Source organism: Sandaracinus amylolyticus, assembly GCF_000737325.1.
Taxonomy (GTDB): Bacteria; Myxococcota_A; Polyangia; order Polyangiales; family Sandaracinaceae; genus Sandaracinus; species Sandaracinus amylolyticus.
The window spans coordinates 2,736,884-2,757,801 of record NZ_CP011125.1; the positions used below are offsets into that span (position 1 = coordinate 2,736,884).

The following is a 20,918-nucleotide window of genomic DNA, read 5'->3' on the forward strand; positions in this document are numbered from 1 at the left end:
ATGCGGTGCGACCGCTCGAGCGGGGCCCGTGACCATCACGACGCGCGAGGGTGACCGTCCGCGCGGTCGGCGCGCTCGGACCGACGGCGAGATCGTTTCCTTGGATCGCGCGTCGTAGCTCCTCGTGACGCGCGGCGGGGTCGCGCGGAGGAGGACTCGTGCGTGGCGTGATGCGATCGATCGCGTTGGCGATCGTGTGTGCGTTGGTGCCGAGCTGCGCGGGCGGGCCATCGAGCTCGGGCGCGCCCGCCGCGGAGTCGACGTCGTCGGGCGGCGAGTCGATCACCAACGTCCAGGAGCAAGGCGTCGACGAGGGCGGCATCGTGAAGATGCACGGCGAGCACCTCGTGGTGCTGCGGCGCGGGCGGCTCTTCTCGGTCGATCTCGCGGGCGGATCGATGCGCCAGATCTCGGCGACCAACGCGTACGCGCCGGGCCACCACGCGGCGGACTGGTACGACGAGCTGTTGATCCACGGCGACACCATCGTCGTGATCGGCTTCAGCTACCGCGACAGCGCGACCGAGATCGGCCTCTTCGAGATCGACGGCCGCGGGCTCATCGCGCATCGCGGGTCGTTCCAGCTGCGATCGAACGACTACTTCTCGTCGCGGAACTACGCGTCGCGCCTCGTGGGCGATCGCCTCGTGCTCTACGTGCCGCACTACCTCGGCTACGTGCAGGGCGACGGCTCGTTCGATCGCTCGTTCCCCGCGCTGCGCGCGGTCGGCGGCAGCTGGTCGTCGATCGAGGGCCCGGTGCACGCGTCGCTCGCGCCGCGCGACGGCTACGCGGTGCTGCACACCGTCGTGATGTGCGAGCTCGGTCAGCGCGACGCGCTCGGCTGCCGCGCGCAGGGCATGGTCGGCCCGGCCGGGCGCACGTTCTACGTGTCGCGCGACGCGGTTTACGTGTGGATCAGCGACGCGCCGCACACGCAGGAAGGCGGCGTGCCCACCGACGCGATGGTGTACCGACTGCCGCTCGACGGAGGCGCGACGGGCGCGGTGCGCGCGTGGGGCGCGCCGATCGATCAGCTCTCGTTCAAGGAAGCCGACGACGGACGGCTGCACGTGCTCGTGCGCGGCAACGGGCACGGCGACGCGATGTGGGCGCCCGAGCAGCGCGCCGGCGCGCTCGCGCTCGCGAGCATCCCGCTCGGCGCGTTCGTGAGCGACGGACGCGCGCTCGACGTCGCGACCTACCGCGCGATGCCGCAGGTCGACGGAAGCGGCGCGCTCACGAACCGGTTCGTCGGCGACTGGGTGCTCTACGGCACGGGCGACGCGTGGGGCTGGGGACAGGCGCGCGGCGGGAGCGTGTACGCCGCGTCGTGGCGGCACGGAGGCCCCGCGTACCGCGTCGATCTCGGGCACGACGTCGAGCGCATCGAGGTGATGGGGCGCGGCGCGGTGGTGGTGGGGCGCGAGAACGAGGGCCTCGCGTTCTCGTCGATCGCGCTCGACGGAGGGGTGCAGCCGGTCGATCGCTACGTGCTGCGCAACGCGTCGCAGGGCGAGACGCGCACCCACGGCTTCTTCTATCGCGACGACGGCGAAGGGCAGGGCGTGCTCGGTCTGCCGGTGCGCGGCGGCAACGAGAGCGGCTGGCACCAGCTCTGGCACGGCAGCGCGTCGGTGTTCTTCCTGCGCGTGAGCGCGCAGCGCTTCACGCCGCTCGGCGGGCTCGCGTCGGGCGACGCGCACCTCGACGATCACTGCGTCGCGTCGTGCGCCGACTGGTACGGCAACGCGCGGCCGATCTTCTGGCGCGGTCGGGTGTTCGCGCTGCTCGGGTACGAGCTGGTCGAGGGGCGCGTGGTCGCGGATCGTGTCGAGGAGACGGCGCGTCTGGTGCTGCGGCCGTGAGTCAGGCGGCGCGCGCCTCGCAGCGGTGCGCGTCGGCGTGGCGGCCGAGCTTGCGGTAGTGCCCCGCAGCGAGGGCGTACGCAGCGCGCGCGCGCGACGCCTCGCCGCGCTGCGCCGCGATCTCGGCGGCGCGCTCCGCGGCCCAGGCGACGTCTTCTTCGCTCGTCTCGAGGGCGCCGAGCACGCGCTCGGCCTCGCGCTCGTGCCAGTCCCACTGCTCCCACGCGCCCGCGTCGGCGGCGCCCGCGAGCGAGAGCACGTGCAGCGTGCCGCGCAGCTGCTCCTGCCCGAGGCGCTCGGCGCGTCGCAGCCCGAGCTGGAGCTCCTCGTAGGCGTCGGCGTACGCGCCCTGGCGCATCTGCACGACCGCGAGGTTGCCGATCACGATGCCCTCGAGGTGCGACGCGCCCGCCTTCTGCGAGACCGCGAGCGCGCGCAGGTAGAGCGTCTCGGCCTCCTCGAGGTCGCCCTTCGCGCGCGCGACCTCGGCGAGGCTGTTGAGCGTCGAGCCCATCCCGTAGAGGTTGCCGTGCGCCTCGAAGATGACGAGCGCCTCGCCGATGCGCGCGGGATCGCCGGGCCTGTGCTGGGGATCGCTGATGCCCGCGCCGCCGAGCGCGGCGGCGACGCCCAGCCGATCCCCGGCGCGCTGCGCGAGCTCGAGCGCGCGGAGGTACGCGTGGAACCCGAGCGCGAGCTCGCGACGGCGCCAGTGTGCGTAGCCGACGGCGCGCAGCGCGCGGCTCGCCTCGGCGTCGTCGCCGAGCTGCTCGAAGCGCGCGCGCGCCTGCTCGAGGTGCTCGACGCCGTGCGCGACCTCGCCGCGCTCCACCTCGGCGAACCCTTGCACGAGGCACGCGCGCGCCTCGATCGATGCGTGCTTGTCCGCGGCCGCGACGGTGCGCACGACGCGCGCGAGCGACGACGCGCGGTCGAGCCCACCGCGGCGGCGGAGGATCTCGGCGCGCGCGATCTGTCCCTCGAGGCGCTCGGGATGACGATCACCGAGGCCGAGGCGATCGAGCAGCTCGGCGTGGCGATCGAGCAGCGACTCGGCGCGCGCGTAGTCCGATCGGTTCTGCCACTCGCGCGCCGCGGCGCGCAGCGGGGCGAGCGCGCCGGCGGCATCGCCGCCGAGGAGGCGATGCGTGGCGAGCCGCTCGGCCGCGCCGGTCTCGCCCGCGTGGTACCGCGTCTCCAGCGCGTTCGCGATCGCGGCGTGGTGCGAGCCCGCGCGTCGCTCGTCGCGCGCCGAGCGCTCGAGCGTCTCGCGCAAGAGGCCGTGCACGAGCTCGAGCGTGATTCCGTCGCCGCCTTCGCTCTCGTCGAGCAGGAGCAGCATGCGGCTCTGGAGCAGGCGATCGATCGCGGCCGCGGGGTAGGGCAGGCCGGCGGCGTCGCACGCGCTCGCGAGGAACGCCGCGTCGGCGCGACCCCCCGCGAGCGCGAGGATCTCGAGCGCGCGGCGCGCTGCGCCCGCGCCGGCCTCGTGCGCGTGCTCGCCGAGGAGATGCGCGAGGCGCGCGCGCCACACCGAGTGGAGATCGTCGGGCAGCTCCGCGCTCGCGCCGTCGCGCATGCGGAGACCCTGCGCGCTCGGCTCGAGGATCCCGCGCTCGACCCAGTCGCCGACGAGCTGCACCGCGAAGAGCGGATGGCCCGCGGTGCGCTCGGCGACGCGCTTCGCGAGCTCGCCCTGCGTGCCGAGGAGACGCTCGACGAGCGCGCGGTGCGCACCCGGCGAGAGCGGTCCGATCTCGATCTCCGCGACGTCCTCGCGTCCCGAGAGCGACGCGAGCTGCGCCCACTCGACCGGGCGCTCGGCGAGCGCCTCCTCCTGCGCGGTGAGCACGAAGAGGATCGGCGCGGGCTGATCGCCCTGCGCCTCGAGGATCGACTGTGCGAGCGCGATCGCCTCGCCGCCCCACTGCACGTCGTCGAGCCGCACGACGAGCGGTCGCTCGCGCGCGAGCTGCGCGAGGACGCGGCGCACCATCGCGAGGCGCGCGCTCGAGCTCGTCGCGCCGCGATCGTCGCGCGGCGCGAGCAGATCGGTGATCGCCTCGCACGTCGCCGCGTCTTCGGTCGGCAGCGCGCGCCGCACGCGCGCGAGCACGCCACCGCGCGTCAGCCCGAGCGTGCGCAGGTGTGATCCGATCATGCGCGGGAGGCCGCTCGCGGAGGACGCGACCGGCTCGTGCACCGCGTGCAGCGGGGTGGCGGCGCCGACCTCGTGCGCGCGCTCGCAGAGCCACTCCGCGAGACGTCCTTTGCCGAACCCCGAGGGCCCACGGAGCACCAGCGCGCGCGCGCGGCCGTCCTGGCAGACGCGCTCGAGCGCGCGCCAGCACTGCTCGCGCTCGCTCTCGCGCGCGACGAACGGAGGTTGGCGCAGCCCCCACAAGCTGAGCGCGGCGCCGACCCAGCCGGGCTCGTTCGACGATCCGGGGCGACGCCAGTCGGGCAGCGACTCCTCGCGCGGCTGCGTGCTGTCGGCGAGCGCGGCGGGGATCGCGACGTCGGTGGGGAGCGCGGTCGCGAGCGGCGTGGGCGCGGCGACGATCGCGGCGAGGGCGGGCAAGTCCTCGAGCGTCGCGACGACGGACTCGGCGTCGTTCGCTGGCTCGTCGTCGCCGAAGTCGACGCGCAGCTCGGTCGCCGGCGCGGTCTCGACCTCGGTGCCGGGCGACGAGGTGACGACCGGCAGCGCGGGCACCACGGTCGACGTCGAGACGGGCTCGCCTTCGTCGACCGCGAGCAGCGCGCGCGCCGCGTCGGAGGCGCGCTGGAAGCGTCGATCGGGCGACTTCTCGAGGAGGCGCCCGACCCACGCCTCGAACGCGTCGGGCACCGGGAAGAGCGGGACGAGGCGCGGCGGCGGCGAGCGCAGGTGCATGTGCGCGAGCTCGTCCTCGTCGGGATGATCGAAGGGCGGCTTGCCGGTCGCGAGCTTGAACGCGATGCAGCCGAGCGCGTAGAGGTCGGTCCACGGACCGAAGTCGCGCACGGCCCCGCGGAACTGCTCGGGCGCCATCATCTGCGGCGTGCCGGCAGCGGCGCCGCGCTCGTCGGCGGGATCGGTGCCGAGCGCGTGCGCGAGGCCGAAGTCGCTGAGCTTCAGCACCGACGATCCGTCGCGCAGCCGCACGCGCAGCACGTTCGCGGGCTTGAGATCGCGGTGCACGAGGCCGCGCGCGTGGGCGTGGGCGAGCGCGTCGAGCAGCGTGCGCAGCACCGCGCGGGTGCGTGACCAGAGGCGCGCCGGCGCGGGGTGATCGAGCGTGCCGTGCGCGAGCTCCATGACGAGGTACGGGCTGCCCTCGACGAGGTGCTCGGGATCCGCGGCCGCGGCGGACGCGGTGACGACGCCGTGATCGAGCACGCGCACGATCGCTGGGTGGTCGAGCGACGCCATCGCGCGCACCTCGCGCTGGAACCCGGCGATGGCGCGATCCTGCCGGGCGCGCGCGTGCGAGAGCACCTTGATCGCGACCGGCATCCCGAGCCCGCGGTGCTCGCCGCGCAGGACGAGGCCCATCCCTCCGCGCGCGATCGGCTCGAGCAGATCGAAGGCGTCCAGCGCGATGCGACGCATCTCGGAAACGATCCGTTAGGATGCGAATCGTGCGCTGTCGAGCGCACAACGTGCGCGCCGCGCAGCGCCGCACCGCGTCAGCCCCGTGCGGGCGGGATCTGCGCGAGCTCGTGGAGCAGCGCGCCGATCGCCGCCGCGTGTCCGCCGCAGTCGAGCGCGACCCAGCCGCGCTCCGCGAGCAGCACGCGCACGGTGTCGGCGTCGCCGCCGCGCGCATCGACGCCGCGCACCTCGGACCACGCGAACCAGATGCGCGCGTCGCCGTTGCGGTAGAACGCGTGCGACGGAGTGAGCACGAGCGCGTCCGACGCTGAGCCGAGCATCGTGAGATCGACGAGCGCGACGATTGGCAGGTGCTGCGCCTCGCGCGCGACGACGTTCGTGCGCGCGTTCGCTTCCTTCTTCGCCGGCACCGGGTGCACGTGGAGCTTCCCGCCCGCGCGCGGCGCGAGGAACGCATGGATCGCGGTGCCGAGATCACGACCGGTCACGTCGGCGCGCGGGAGCACCGGCAGCGCCGCGCCGGAGCGACAGAGCGTGTCGAACACCGCTTCGTGCACCGAGCGCGCGAGGAGCTCGGTGCGCGCCGCGGCCGCGCCGTGAGCGCCCTTCTGCACGAGCGCGATCACCGCGTTCGTCAGCGTCGCGAACCCGACGGGACGCGTGTGCAGCGCGACCGAGCGCTCGCCGGTGCCCGCCATCACGAGCTGGGTCGTGCCGTCCCCGAGCGGGCGCAGCTGCGCGAGCCACTCGCGGTTCACCGTGCCCGCGCCGAGCTTCCACTCGAAGCTCGCCTTGCGGAGCACGCGCGTGATCGGGTGATCGCGCAGCCACTTGTGGAACGACGCGTCGGGAGAGCTCCAGTCGCCGCCGAGGAAGCCCTCGCTGAACACCGCGGGCGCAGGCGTGGCGACCGGCACGACGACGTGGTGCTCGCCGGGCAGCGGCACACGACCGTCGTACGGCTGCGCGTAGAAGTGCAACGATCCGCGCGGTGTGCGCAGCACGAAGAACGAGGTCGCGCCGCCGCGGAACGACCCCGCGCCGAACGACGCGAAGATGCGGCGCGCGCTCGACGACGCGCCGTCGGGCGATTCGGGCTCCACGTCGAGCACCGCGAGCGCATCGCTCGGGCCGCACTCGGCGAGGATCGAGAGCTTCTGTTCGGTGTGGGCTCGGTGGATCGCCGCCGACGACATGTGCTGCGAGCATACGCTTTCGCCGCGACGCGCTCCCCGCGTACGATCACGCGCATGAACCGACTTTGCTTCGTCGTCGTCCTCGCGCTCTCGGTGGGCTGCAGCGAGAGCCACTCGATCACCGGTGACGCCGCCGTGCGCGCCGACGCGGGCCAGCGTGATGCGGGCGCGCGCTGCGGCGACGACGTCTGCGCGATCGACGAGGTGTGCTGTCCCGGCTGTCCCGGCGAAGCGCCGCTCGGCTGCACCCCCGGAGGCTGCCCGCCGGTCGCGTGCCCGGGTGGTTGGACGCGCTGCGAGGACGCGCTCGCCCTAGGGCACAGCGGGGAGGCGTGCATGTTCGTCGCCGCGTGCGAGGTCGCAGAGGGCTGCTGCGCGCGCACGGCGCGATGCACGAGCGGCGTGCTCGTCGTCGAGCGCGAGTGCGATCCCGCGTGTTCCGCGTGCGCGTCGAGCGCCGACTGCGACCCCGACTCGTACTGCGACTTCACGGCGCTCGGATGCGACGGTCCGGGCTCGTGCATGCCGCGCCCGGAGGGGTGCCCGGAGGACTGTCCCGGCGTGTGCGCGTGCGACGGCACCACGCACTGCAACGCGTGCGTCGCGAACGCGGCGGGCGCGAGCGTCGCGCGTCCGGGCGCGTGTGATGCGCCGGGCTGCGCGCCCCAGGACGCGCGCGGCGAGGGCGCGTGCCTGCTCTTCTTCGGCCACGCGTGGGATGGCTCGGGGTGCGCCCCGATCAGCGGCTGCCAGTGCATCGGCGGCGACTGCGACGAGCTCTACGAGAGCCCCGAGGCGTGTCGCGCCGCGCGCATCGAGTGCCTCGCCGACTGACTCAGAGCGACACGCGACTGCGCGCGCCGAGCGCGTCGTAGATCAGCGCGATCAGACAGCCGACGCACCCGACGCCGACCATGAGCGTCGACGTCGCCGGCCAGATCGCGGCGACGATCCCGGCCGCGAAGCACACGCCCGCGGCCCACCACAGGCGCCCGCCGATGCCGATCGCCGCGCCGAGGAACACGGCGCCGACCATCATCACGCTGAGCGCGCCTGCCTCCATGCTGGTCTCGCCGCGCGACGCGTGGATCTGATCCGCGATCGTCGACGCGCCGAGCGAGAGGAGCAGCAGCGACGCGAGCTGCTTCGTCAGCCGGTTCTTGAGCAAGCGACGGCGGAACACCCACAGCGTGCTCGCCATGATCCCGAGCATCGCGACGTCGACGCGCACCACACGATCCATCGGCACCGGACGCGCGGAGACGTGCTCGCGCGCGAGCGCCAGACCGAACGTCACGACGCAGAGCGCGATGATGCCGAGCGTGATCGGCACGCGATAGCGCGAGGTCGACTCGAGCTCGCGCTCCTGGCGCTCGGCGCGCCCCTCCTGCTCGAGCTGTCGCGCCTCCTCGAGGTCCGCGCGCAGCGCGTCGATGCGCGCCTCGAGCGCGGGATCGCGCGGGTCGAGCGCGCGCGCGACGGTCGCCGCGCCGTCGGCGCTGCGTCGCTCGAGCTCGGCCTCGACCATCCACGTCAGCGTCGTGCGGAGCGCGCGCCGCGCGCGCTGGTTGTTGCCCCACTCGCCGAGCGCCTGGGCCAGCGCGAAGCGGCACTCGACGAGCTCGGCGAACGTCTCGGGCCGCGCGAGCATCGCCGCGCTCCCGCCGGTCGCGACGCGCATCGCCTCGAGCTTCGACTCCGCGGTCTCGGCGAGCCGCAGCGAGCCGCGATGACGCAGGAAGTCGGCGAGCGCGTCGCGGAACGCGCGTGCGCTCGACGGACGTGCGTCGGGCTCGACCGACGTGCACGCGTTCGCGAGCACGGCGAGCTCCTCGGGCACGCTCGTGTCGTACTCGAACGGCTCGGAGAGGAACGCTGCGAGGAGGATCTGCGCGCTCGAGTCGCCGCGATGGCGATTCGCGCCGACGAGCACCGCGTGCAGCGTGGCGCCGAGCAGGTAGACGTCGGTGCGCGCGTCCACGAGCGTCGCGTCGGCGCGCACCATCTCGGGCGCCATGAACGCCGGCGTGCCGACGATCTCGTGGGCCTCGTCGCTGGCGTCGTGCTGCTGGAGCGCGACGCCCCAGTCGACGACGTAGACCTCGCCGAAGCTGCCGACCATCACGTTCGCGGGCTTCACGTCGCGATGCACGACGCCGCGGCTGTGCGCGAAGTGCAGCGCGTCCGCGACGCGCATCAGGATCTCGCACTGCGCGCCGAGGCGATCGCCGTGGCGCCGCTCGAGCTCGGCCCACGCGGGGTGCGCGCCGTCGCGCAGCAGCTGCTCGAGCGTCGCGCCCTCGATGCGCTTCATGACGAGCAGCGGCGAGCCCTGCTCGTCGACGCCGAGCACGTGCACCGGGACGATGCTCGGGTGCTCGAGCGCGCCCGCGATGCGCGCCTCCGCGAGCAGCGCGGCCGCGTGTCGCGCGTCGTCGGTGCCGCCCGAAGGGCTTCCCGCGCGGAGGCGCTTCACCGCGACGTCGCGCCGCAGCGAGCGCTGCCGCGCGAGGAACACCGCGCCCATGCCACCTGCGCCGAGCAGCTCGCCGAGCGTGATCTCCGCGCCGGTGTCGCTCGACTCTGTGACGTCGACGCGCGGTAGGATCGCGAGTTCGTCGTCCTCGACGCGCGGGGCGCGGGTTCGGGTGCCGCTGGCAGGCTCGTCGACCACGAGCGTGCCGCGACGGACGGTCGCGCCCGCGGGCACCGCGACCTCGCGGAGGCGCAGCGCCCGGGTGATCGCGTCGAACTGCGCGCGACGTTCCACGGCTCGATGCTAGACCGCGACTCGGCTCTCCGCCCGCACAACCTCGATCGCGACGCGCGCGTCAGCGGCGCGCCGCACCACCGCGGCGGCGACGGGCGAGCGCGACCGCCACCAGCACCAGCGGGAGGAGCCCGGTGCTCGCAGAGCCATTCGCCGTGTGCACCCGGCAACCGCAGCCACCGCCCGCGTCCGCCGGCGTCACGCCACCGTCGTCGGTCGCCGGCGCGCTGCCGTCTGCGCCGTGCGTCGCTGCATCGGTGCCAGCATCCGAGCCCGCGCTCGCGCCAGCATCGTCGTCGGAACCACCATCGTTGCCGGAGCCACCATCGTCCGCGCCCGCATCGCTCGCGGTGCCCGCGTCGTCGGTCGAGGCCGACCCTGCGTCGGTGCCGGCGTCCGCACCGGCGTCGCCGCAGGAGGGGTCGGGCACCCAGGAGCAGCCTACGGCCGGATCACACGCGTCCCGAGTGCACGGATCGAAGTCCTCGCAGCGAATCGGGTGACCGCTCCGGCACACGCCCGCCGCACATTGCTCCCCGCCGTTGCAGAGGTCGCCGTCGAGACACGGCGTGCCGTCCTCGGCGTGCGCATCCTCCGGGCACGCGATCGACGTGCCGTCGCATACGTCGGCGACGTCGCACGCGCCGCTCGCGGTGCGACACACTGTGCTCGCGCGGACCGGTCCGCAGAGTCCGTCCACCGCCGCGCCGGCGGCGACGCTGCACGCCATGCAGTCGGGCGCACCGCCCCCGCACCCCGACACGCAGCACACGCCGTCGACGCAGGTCCCCGATCCGCACTCGCGAGACGACGTGCACGCGGACCCGAGTGCGTCGCCGACGCTGATGCGCCGCAGGTGCGAGCGCACGACGCGATCGCGCGGATCGGTGCGAAGGTACGCGAGCTGGAGATCGTCGTTCCCGTTCGAAACCAGGCTCCCGAAGCGCGTGACGAGCTCCTGCGCGACCACGAAATCCGCGCCGATCGTCTGGCCGGTCGCGTCGATCACGCGGCCGCGGATCTCGGTCGTCCCGTGCGCGTCGCCGCGCGCCCAGAGCACCACCGCGCGCGTGCCGCCCCAGCCTGCGATCACGTCGCGCACGGGGTTGCGCCAGTCGTCCGTCGCGATGGTCGTGACGGGCCCCGGGACGCCCGCGCCCGAGACGAACGCCCAGTGCACGCTCGAGTCGGACGTGCCGGAGCGCGAGGTCCAGGTGACGAGCCATCCGTCTCCACACCGCGACACGCGCGGCACCGCCGCGCGCTCCGCGCCGACGCCGATCGCGATCGACGCACGGTCGAGCACCTCGCCGTTCGGGTCGAGGCGGATGCCGTACACGTTCGGTTCGCCGTCTCGCGTGTCGACCCATGCCGCGAGGTACCCGCCGCTCGACGCGCCGATCGCGGGATCGCTCTCGTTCGCGCTCGAGAGCGTGAGCGAGAACGTCGCCGAGTCGACCGGCGTGCCGTCATCGCGGAACCGACCTGCGTGGATGCCGCTCTCGCCCGCGTAGTACGAGGCCACGGCGACGTAGCCGCCGGACGGGCCTCGCGCGAGGTCCCGCACGACCGTCGACGAGTAGAGGGCGGGCAGCGTCGTTCCCGTGGCGATCGGTGCTCCCGTCGCGTCGAGGAACTGGAATGCGATCGCGCCCTCGTACGGCGTCGTGGCGACGGCGTACGCGCCGCCGGCCCCACCGGGCGCGAGCGGCCCGGCCGAGAGCGCTGTGTCGAGGTACTGCGGCGCGCCGAGCGGCGTGCCTTCGCTCGAGACGACGCGGGTGTAGGGCGCCAGCCCGTATGGCTCGCGGCCCTCCGTGAAGCGCGCGAGGTACTCGGTCCCGCCCGGCACGAGATCGACGCGGGCGTGGCTCTCGCTCGCGCGCGTCGTCAGCGGGACGCGCATCGTGGGCGCGCCGTGGACGAGCAGATCGCCGTACTGCTCGGTCAGGCGCGCGGTGCTCGTCTCGCCGTGCCACGCGAGGAGCGCGCGCGTTCCGTCGCTCGCGATCGAAGGGTCGAACTGCGCGCCGGAGAAGCTCGCGAGCGCCTCGTAGCGGAACGTCCCGGTCGCGGGCGCGAACGCGACCATCCCGAGGCGATGAGACTGCACGAACGGAATCAGCCATTCGCTCCCGACGCGCGCCGGCCGCCTCGTCCCCGGGACGGCGTCGATGCGGATCGCGAGGCCCGCGTACGCGCCGGTGTCGTCGAGCCGGACGGCGTGGAGCTCGAAGTGTCCCGCGCCCGAGGCGCGATGGAACGTGAGCAGGTGATCACCGGGTGGGCCCGCGGTGACGATGGCGGAGGTCTCTGCGAACGAGATCGAGGCCGCGAGCGGCACGCCGTCGGGGCTCGCGACGACACCCGCAGGCGAGAGCCGGGTGCCGAGCACGTCGGTCGGGCCCTCCGGATATCGCTGATCCGTATAGGTCACGAAGAACGTCGATCCGAGCCACGCGATCGAGGGTGAGTCCTGGGGCCCGGGCGCGCTCGCGACCGTGATCGGCGTTGGGTCGAGGATCGTCCCGTCCAGCGCGATGCGCGTCGCGACGACGTCGAGGTCGGTGCCGTTCCAGGACGAGCCCACGATGACCACGTGCGTGCCGTCGGTCGCGACGTCGGCGACGGACACACCGGCCGGCAGATCGACCCATTCGGAGGTGGATCCGTCGGGCTCGACGACGACATAGCGACCGTTGCAGAAGAGCCAGACGCGCGATCCCACGAGCACCACGCGCGAGGTCGACTGGTCCAGGTACGCCGCAGAGCAGCGGGACGGCAGCGGACTCTCGCGCTCAGCGAGCACGGTGCCCGAGGGCGACACGCGCACGAGAGAGCCGGGCACCGCCGTGACGACGAGGTACTCGCTACCGTTCCAGACGACGTGCGTGTCGTCGTGGTACGCGGCGTTCGGGACGTAGGTCGCCTCGGCCACCGCGATCGGCGCACCGACGAGCGGATCGAGGACGGAGGGGTACGCGGAGCGCACGAGGACGTCCGCCGGCACTTCGAGCGTGATCTCCGAACCGGTCCAGCGCGCGGGCACCGGCGTGCGCACGCCGTTCGCGTCGATCCACGTGCCGTGCGTGTAGAGGATCGTGGTGCCGGCCGCCGCGAGCTCGATGCCGCGCGCGGTCTCCGTCGCGCGCTCGACGCCCGAGACCGCGACGGTCACGGCCAGCGGGCCGGTGCCCGGCGGCGCATGCTCGAAGGACCAGGACTGCTCGAGCACGCGCCCCCCAGCTCGCCACGTTTCGACGACGCGCTCGCGGGCGAGGTGGAGCCGATCGTGATCGCGCTGCGGCTCGGCGTCGTCGGACGCGAGCTCGAGGTCACCGCGGCGCAGCGAGCGCGTCGCGAACGCCGCACGCGCGCTGCCGATCTCGAGCGTGACCGATGCGCCACGCGAGCGGGCGCGGTATTCGGGTGCGCTCACCGAGAGCGCGCCGCCGTACGGCGCCCACTCGAGCCCGCTCAACACGACGACGTCGTCTCGTGTCGGCGCCGCGCTCGCGGGGGCTGGCTCGAGGGACCGACTGCACGCGAGCACGAGCAGGAGGACGAACGCGGGGGCGAGGCGCGGCATCCCGTGAGCGTACCAGCGCCGAGCGCGGGCGCGGCGACGGGGACGCGCGAGCCTGCGAGCGGCTCAGCGCCTCGGACCGAGGAGCTGCGCCGCGAGCTCCGCGAGCCACGCGTCCTTCGCCGCGTCACCCGTCGACGGCGCGCGGCCGCTGGTGATCATCGTCGCGAGCTCGGGGCCGAGGACCGACGCGCGCGACGCGAGCACCTCGCTGATCGTCGCGAGCGGGAGCATCGCGCCCGTTCGCTGCGCGCGCTCGTCCGCGGCGCGCTCGAGCGAGGCATCGTGCTCGAACGGGGCCTCGCGCTCGTGCCCGGGCCCGAGCGCGTTGATCGCCGCGAGCACGCGATCGGTGCGCTCCTTGTACGGCATCGCCTGGAGCTCGACCGGGTCGATCGGCGCGCCCACGAAGTAGTCCTGGCGGCCCATCCCGAACGGCATCTCGATGCGCTCGGCGAGCGGCTCGCGCGGCAGGCCCCCGACGAAGCGCACCGGCACGATCGGCGTGCCGAGCGTGATCGCCATGTCGACGAACACGCCGCTCATCTTCGTGATCGGCTGCGCGCACGAGAGCGCGCGCGTGCCCTCGACGTGGATCACGACGTTCTTGCCCGACGAGCGCATCATCGCGCCGAGCTCGCCGAGGATCGTCGGGAGCGACGCGGGATCGCTGCGATCGAAGTACGCGATCACGCGCGGGTCGACGACGCCCGGGTACGCGAACGCGTGCATGATCAGCTTGCCGAGCCAGGTGTCGCGGTGCTCCTTCTTCGCGAGCGTCAGCGTGCTCAGCCCGTTGAGCGCCGAGATCGTGATCCCGAAGAGCAGCGACTCGACGCCGACCTGGTGGTTCGCGAGGAAGAGCGCGCTCTTGCCGCGGATCTTCGCGAACGCATCGGGATCGGCGAGGTGCACGCGGCGCACGAAGCGCTCGATCAGCGTGAGGAAGAGATCCTCGCCCGCCCACGCGCCGATGCCGAACCTCTCGCGCCAGAACGCGCGGATCGGCGCGACGTCGAGCGCGATCGGCGCGGCGTCCTTCACGACCATCGAGGTCTCGTCGCGCGAGACGCTCACCACACGCGGCCCGAGCGGCTCGTGCGCCGAGCGCGCGCGAACGCCGTCCACCTCGACGCGCGACGGATGCGACGCAGTGCTGCGCGCGACGTGATCCTTGATCGCGACCTCGGTCGCGACGTCGCGCCCGCTCGGGATCGCGTAGACGCGCTCCACGGTGCCCGGCAGCCAGTTGCTCGCGGCGAGATCGCGCACGTCGAGCTTCGACGTCGACGCGTCGATCGGCTGCGCGAGCGCGACGCCGCTCACGTGCTTGCGATCGCGCAGGAACGCCTGGCGCGCGAGCGGAGGGGCCACGCCAATCGGGCCCTTCGGGAGCAGCACCTCGACGAGATCGATCTCGCACCAGACGCGATCACCCGTGACGAGCTGGAGCGAGACGCGCGCGTGGCCGTCGAAGCCCGCCGCGCGTGCTTCGACGCGCACCTCGCCGCCCGTCGGCGCGGCCGCGAAGAACGCCGCGCGCTCGATGCGATACGGATACGCCGCGCGCCCCGGCGGGATCCGCGCGTCCCACGACTCCATCGCGTCGTGGGGCACGCCGTGGGTCGCCGCGTCGAGCACGATCGGGTGCAGCTCGCCGGTCTTGCCGCTCGCATCGAGGCGCGCGCTCGATCCCGCGCGGCCCATCTTCAGCTCGCGCTGGCGCTGGAACGTCGGGCCGTGGAAGAGCTGTCCCGTCGAGTACGGCGAGGGCACGACGCGCGCGTCGGCGAGCGGCGCGAGCGGTGCGGGCGCCGCGGGGTACGCGCCGACGCGCACCTTCGCGGTCGCCGCGGGCTCGAAGCGCGACAGGCGCGGATCACGCGCGTCGCGGAACACCTCGAGCACCGCGTCGAGCACGCCTTCCTGCGCGCTCGGCGTGACGCGCGCACGGATCTTCGCGGGGCCGCTCGCGGTCGTGATCCATCGCTGGATCTGCATCTCGCGCACTTCGATCACGTCGCGACCGGTCGCGCGCTTCGCCGCTGCGGCGATGCGATCGAGCATCGACATCGCGGGCAGCGCGGGGATCACCCACGTCGGGCAGTGATCGGCGATCGACGCGGGATCGATCGTCTCTTCACCGTCGTCGCTCGTCGTCGGCGCGTCGCCGTCGTCGACGATCCGCATCCCGAGGTTCTTCGCGTCGTAGATGCGCTTGCCGTCCACCCACAGCGACGCGTCGGCGATCGCGAACGCGCCGCGCTCGTCGCGACCGACCTCGGTCACCTCGAGCGTGCAGCCGATCACGCCGTTCGTCGGCACGACCTGCCCGCGGTACTTCCACGTCAGCACCTTGCCGACCGCGATCGGCTCGAGGCGCGGGCGCTTCATGCCCTCGTGCATCTTCGTCTCCAGCATGAAGAGCTGGAGCAGCTGGCACATCGCCTCGATGCCGAGCGATCCGGGCTGCACCGGATCCTGGAAGAAGTGCGCCTTGAAGAACCACTCGCCGGGATCGACGTCCTTCTCGGCGCGCAGCGCGCCGAGGCCCTTCGCGCCGCCCTTCGGATCCCAGTGCACGACGCGGTCGAGCATCAGGAGGAACGGCGTCGCGAGCTTCGCGCTGCCGGTCGTGAGGTGCGCCGGGCGCGCGCGCAGATCGAGCACGGTGTCGCCGCCGCTCGCGAAGAGCGCGCGCTGCGCGTCGCTGATCGGAAGGCCCGCCTGGTTCTCGAACGCCGCCTTCGGAAAGAACCCGAACACGGTGTCGAGCGTGTAGACGAGCTGCTCTCCGACGGTGCAGCGCACGTCGAACGCGACGATGATCATCGTGCCGCTCTTGCTGAGCGACTTGAGCTTCGCGTGCGTGCGCAGCGTGCCGCTCGACGGCAGCACCTCGGCGTGCAGCGTCCCCTTGCCGTCGAGGTTGCGGAAGAGGAGGTCCTCTTCGCTCGTGAGCGCGCACCCGACGTAGCTCGCGAGCCAACCACAGGGCTGGAGCGCGGCCTCCATGAGCACGCACATCGGCATGCTCGCGGCGCCGTTCTCCGCGAAGTACCAGGCGTCGCGCGGCACGTCGTAGTCGACGGTCACCTCCGCGCCCGACTTCGCCTCGCCCATCGGGCCCTTCACGTCGATGACGCGCGACATGAAGTGGTAGGGCGGCCCGGGCAGGCGCGCGACCTTCCGCACGCCGTCGAAGCGCTCGTAGATCTTGCCGAACGCGGTGCTCGGCTTGCCCCACGCGCATGCGAGCAGCGATGCGTAGTCGAACGGGAAGCCCTCGCTCGGACCGTTCGGCGCGCGCGCGACGGGCTTCTGCGGATCGGCCTGCGTCAGCGCGAGCGGCTCGTGGCCGGGCGCGGGCGGCAGCGCGTCGCCCGCGACGAGGCGCGGGTGCTGCGAGATCGGCCAGTCGGGCACGAGGCGCAGCCCCATGCGGCGCGTGTGGAACGCGCCGAGCCCGTCGACCGTGCAGAGCAGGTCCGCGTAGATCGTCGGGATCGGTCCGTCGTGGATCTCCTCGACGAAGACCTCGTAGACGAGCTCCTTCGACTCCGGCACGACCTGGCCGCGGCAGAGCATCTTGTAGGGCTCGCCGGTGACCGGCTCGAAGCGCCATCCGTCGCGCTCGACGGTCACGCCCTGCGCCGCGAGATAGAACGAGAGCGCCTGGAGGCAGCCCTCGAACATCAGCGTGCCCGGCATGCACGGGTCGTTGTGGAAGTGCCCGGGGAAGAACCAGTCGTCGGGCGTGATGTGGCGCGTCGCCTTGAGGTAGCCGCGCTTCCACGGGCCGCCGCTCGAGTCGAGCGCGTCGACGCGATCGAAGAACAGCATGCGCCCGCCCGCGATGCGCGGCGTGCGCACGTGCGCGTTCGTCGGCGTGAACGCGGGGCCGAAGCACGACACCACGTCGCCGCGCGCGAACGCGTCGAGGTGCTCGCGCTCGAACGTGGTGCGCGCGAGCGGCAGGAGCGGCGCGTCGACGCGCGCGTCCTTCACGATCTCCTGCTCCTCGGGCTTCCAGAGGATGCCCGCGGAGTCGTCGAGCTCGGCGCGCGTGAAGAAGCCGGCCTGGCCGCGGCGCACGGTGAGCACGGGCTCGCCCGCGGTGCCGTCGGGATTCACGACGCGGCAGTCGTAGTGGAAGAAGAAGAGCCGGACGTCGCCCTGGTTGGCGTGGCCGTCGACGTGGATGTCGTAGCGGATCGTCTCGCCGGGGACGGGCGGGCTGCGGTGATAGGTGAGCTCGCAGCCGAGCAGTCGATAGGCGCGCTTCCCCTTGTTGAGGAAGTCGGCGCCCATGTACGAGATGAGGAAGAGGTCCGCCTGACCCGCCTCGATGAGGATGCCCGCGGGCATGCGGCCCTCGTGGAGCCACCACGAGTCCCAGCGGATGTCGGTCTCGGTCCAGACGGTGCCCTTGCCGTCCTTGCCGATCACCGCGGCGCCGCCGTCCGACAGGCCGCGGCCGAGGATCCCGGGGACCGCCTCGATGCCGACGACACGATCCGCGAGGAGCATCGGCTCCATCGGCATGCGGACCTGCACGGCGTGCTCGTCCTGCTGCGCGAAGAGCTCGCCGAAGATCTCGGAGATGCGGCCGCCGGCGTGGATCTCGAGCTCGCTGCGCGACCAGCTGCGCCCGGTCGGGGGACGCGGCGGGTCGGGCTGGAGCGCGCGCGACCGCGTCGGGGCCGCGGGGCGCGCGGCGGGAGCACTCGACACGACACTCGGCGCGGCCGCGAGGACACTCGGAGGCTGCGACCGGACATCCGAGCTCGCCGGGACGACACTCGGAGGCTGCGACCGGACATCCGAGCTCGCCGGGACGACACTCGGAGGCTGCGACCGGACATTCGAGCTCGCCGGGACGACACTCGGAGGCTGCGACCGGACATCCGAGCTCGTCGGGACGACACTCGGAGGCTGCGACCGGACATCCGAGGTCGCCGGGACGACACTCGGAGGCTGCGACCCGACACTCGGAGCTGCCGCGGCGCCGCCGAGCAGGACGAACATCGCGCTCTGTCGCGCGCGGAGGAACTGCTCGTGGAGCGCGCTCTGCTGCGCGAGGAAGTCGCGATGCATCGCGCCGAGCGCGCGCTGGTGCTCCGCGACGCGCGCGAGGATCTGCGCGTGCGGGGACGAGGGCGACGGCGACGGCGCGTGCGACGGCGGCTGCGACGGCGACGGCGACGGCGGGTGAGAGTGCGACGGCGACGGCGGGTGCGACGGCGACGGCGCGAGAGCGTGCGACGGCGACGGCGCGAGAGCGTGCGACGGCGACGGCGACGGCGAACGCGCGTGCGCCTGGGCCTGTGCGGGCGCGTGGGGCTGCGCGGTCGGCTTCGCCGGGGTGAACGGCTCGTGGTGCTCCTTGCCGTTGAGGATCGGCGGGAGGCTCGGGGCGGGATCCATTCGCTGCATACGAGGCTTCACCGGGAGGACGTCGACGCGCGGGGGCGCGGGATGCGCGGGCAGGCGCAGCACCGGGCCGCTCGGGGCGGGCACCGGCTGGATGGGCGCGGGCGCGCTGCCTTCCGGCGCGCGCAGTCGGATCACCGAGCGCTCGCCCTCGAGCGCGTCGATCACGATCTCGGCGCGGCGCTCTCGCCACCGCTCGATCGCGCCGGCGGCGACGCGCAGGCGCACGCCGTGGTGGATCGCGAGCGCGCCCGCCGCGACGTGCACCAGGCCCCACGCCGCGTGCGCACGACCGAAGAGCGGCGCGAGCGACGTGCCCGCGTCACCGAGCGCCAGTGCTTCTCCGCGCGCATCGTCGTCGATCACCGCGAGCACCGTCGCGCCTTCACGGCGCGCGTCGTCCTCGCGCATCAGCACGACGACGACCGCGGCATCGCCCGGCAGCTCCACGCGGCCGAGCACCGCGTCGCTCGCGCGCCGATGCACCGGCTCCGCGCTCGCGTCGACGGCGCCGACGTACGCGACGTCGATCTCGCGGCGCTCGAGCGCACGACGCGCGAGCTCGAGCGCACGCACGCCCGACGCTTCCTCGGCGCTCACCGTGAAGCTCGCGCCCGAGACGTCGAGCTGCGAGTTCACCCGGTTCGCGGGGATGTTCGGCATCGTGCCGACGACCGTCGCCGCGTCGAGCGAGGGCGCGATGCCGTCGCGCGCCTTGCGCAGCGTCGCCTCGTCCCAGCCCTCGCGCTTGGCGATCTCCACGAGGCGCCACCGCGCGCCCCACCGCGCGACCTCGGGATCGCATCCCATGCCGACGATCGCGGCCGCGCGATCCGCGCGCACCTGCGGGACCTGGGTCGCGGCCTCGCGCGCCGCCGCGAGCAGCAACGTCTGCTGCGCGATCGAGCGCTGCAGATCGACGGGCGGGAAGCGCAGGCCTTCGAGCGCGAGCACGACCTCTCTCGCGCGCGCCGCGCCATCACGCATCCGCGTGTGGCCCGTCGCGAGATCGCTCGCGAGGTCGGCGCGCGAGACGCCGTCTCCCACGCGCGCACCGACGCCGACGATCGCGATGCGCGGCTTGGGCGCCGCCGCTTCGACGTCGATGCGCTGGCCGCGCCACTCCTCGACGACGAGGTGCGCGTCGTTGCCGCCGAACCCGAACGCGCTGATCGCCGCGCGACGCGGGCCGCTCGAGGTCCACGGCTCGGGCGCGCGCACCACGCGCAGCGGCGTTCCGTCGAGCGCGCTCGTGGTGCGATCGAGGTGCGGCGTCGGCGGCTTCGTGCCGTGCTCGAACGCCGAGAGCACCTTCATGAGCCCCGCCGCGCCCGCGACGGTGACGAGGTGCCCGAGGTTCGCCTTGAGCGATCCGATCGGCAGCTCGCGCGTGCCTTCGAAGGTGCGCGTCATGCTGCGGATCTCGGTCGCGTCGCCGACCGGCGTGCCGGTCGCGTGGCACTCGACGTACTCGACGCTCGACGGGTCGAGCCCCGCGACGTCCCACGCCGCGCGCATCGCGCGGATCTGTCCGTCTTCGCTCGGCGCGAGCAGGCCGCGGCCGCGGCCGTCGTTCGCGAGGCCCACGCCGCGGATCACGCCGAGCACGCGCTCGCCGTCGCGCAGCGCGTCGTCGAGGCGACGCAGCACGAGGATCGCCGCGCCCTCGCTCGGCACGAGGCCGTCGGCGTCGGGGTGGAACGGGCGGCTGCGGCCCGTCTTGCTCATCGCCTGGAGCGCGCAGAAGCCGACGTGGATGAAGAGATCGTCGGCGCAGTTCACCGCGCCCGCGAGCATCGTGTCGGCGCGGCCCTCGTGGAGCGCGTCGCACGCGAGCGCGATCGCGTAGAGCGACGATGCACACGCGGCGTCGAGCGCGAAGCGCGGCCCGCCGACGCCGAGCGCGCGCGACAGGAGGTGCGCGGGCAGGCCCGACATGAAGCGATTGCGCGGATCGATCGCGCCGGTCGCCGGCGCGAACGGCGTGCCCTCGAGCCACACGCTCGCCGCGTAGCGGCTCATCGTCGCCGTCGGGAACGAGAGGTTGCCGAGGATCGCGCCGGTGCGATCCGCGCCGCCCTTCGCGCGTCCTTCGCTCAGACGGTTGGCATCGCGCAGCGCCTCGCGCGCGGTGTGGAGCACCCACTGGAAGAGCGGGTCGAGGCGCTTCACCTCGCGCGCGTCGATGCCGAAGCCGCTGGGGTCGAAGATGTGCTCGAAGCCGCGCACGTAGCCGCCGCGATCGCTCCACGCGCGATCGCCGCTCGGCTCGTTCGCGGGCCCGAGCACGTCCTCCTTGCGGACGCCCCAGCGATCCTCGGGCGCGGGCGTGATCGCGTCACGACCGGCCGCGACCAGCTCCCAGAGCGCCTCGGGGGAGAGCGCTCCGGGGAGCACACACGCACGACCGACGATCGCGATCGGCGCGAACCGCGCACGCTTCACAGATCACCTCCGAGCGCGGCGA

Annotated in this window: 7 protein-coding genes; 2 read left to right on the forward strand and 5 right to left on the reverse strand. The window is 73.6% G+C overall.

Going from position 1 to position 20,918, the window contains the following annotated elements; genetic code table 11:
• Positions 1-158: 158 nt before the first annotated feature.
• Positions 159-1,868, forward strand: coding sequence for a beta-propeller domain-containing protein (locus DB32_RS45180; protein WP_053232461.1), 1,710 nt, complete (start codon positions 159-161; stop codon positions 1,866-1,868).
• 1 nt (position 1,869) lies between these two features.
• Here DB32_RS45180 and DB32_RS11460 read toward each other — a convergent pair whose 3' ends face one another.
• Together DB32_RS11460 and DB32_RS11465 are read right to left on the reverse strand one after the other, a co-directional pair.
• On the reverse strand, positions 1,870-5,463 hold the full coding sequence (locus DB32_RS11460; protein ID WP_053232462.1) for a serine/threonine-protein kinase: 3,594 nt from the start codon (positions 5,461-5,463) through the stop codon (positions 1,870-1,872).
• A gap of 77 nt (positions 5,464-5,540) precedes the next feature.
• Positions 5,541-6,662 (reverse strand): hypothetical protein, encoded by a 1,122-nt coding sequence (locus DB32_RS11465; protein WP_053232463.1) that lies wholly within the window; start codon positions 6,660-6,662, stop codon positions 5,541-5,543.
• A 54-nt stretch (positions 6,663-6,716) separates the two neighbouring features.
• Here DB32_RS11465 and DB32_RS49480 point away from each other — a divergent pair, with 54 nt between their 5' ends.
• A complete protein-coding gene (locus DB32_RS49480) occupies positions 6,717-7,496 on the forward strand; it encodes a hypothetical protein (protein ID WP_053232464.1) in 780 nt (259 codons plus the stop codon).
• A 1-nt stretch (position 7,497) separates the two neighbouring features.
• Here DB32_RS49480 and DB32_RS11475 read toward each other — a convergent pair whose 3' ends face one another.
• The 3 genes from DB32_RS11475 to DB32_RS11485 all read right to left on the reverse strand — a co-directional run bounded on the left by DB32_RS11475 (position 7,498) and on the right by DB32_RS11485 (position 20,896).
• Positions 7,498-9,432 (reverse strand): protein kinase domain-containing protein, encoded by a 1,935-nt coding sequence (locus tag DB32_RS11475; protein WP_053232465.1) that lies wholly within the window; start codon positions 9,430-9,432, stop codon positions 7,498-7,500.
• A 61-nt stretch (positions 9,433-9,493) separates the two neighbouring features.
• A complete protein-coding gene (locus DB32_RS11480) occupies positions 9,494-13,021 on the reverse strand; it encodes an MYXO-CTERM sorting domain-containing protein (RefSeq protein ID WP_053232466.1) in 3,528 nt (1,175 codons plus the stop codon).
• Positions 13,022-13,084: 63 nt separating this feature from the next.
• Positions 13,085-20,896, reverse strand: a complete 7,812-nt coding sequence (locus DB32_RS11485) for a beta-ketoacyl synthase N-terminal-like domain-containing protein (protein ID WP_053232467.1) — start codon at positions 20,894-20,896, stop codon at positions 13,085-13,087.
• Positions 20,897-20,918 lie beyond the last annotated feature (22 nt).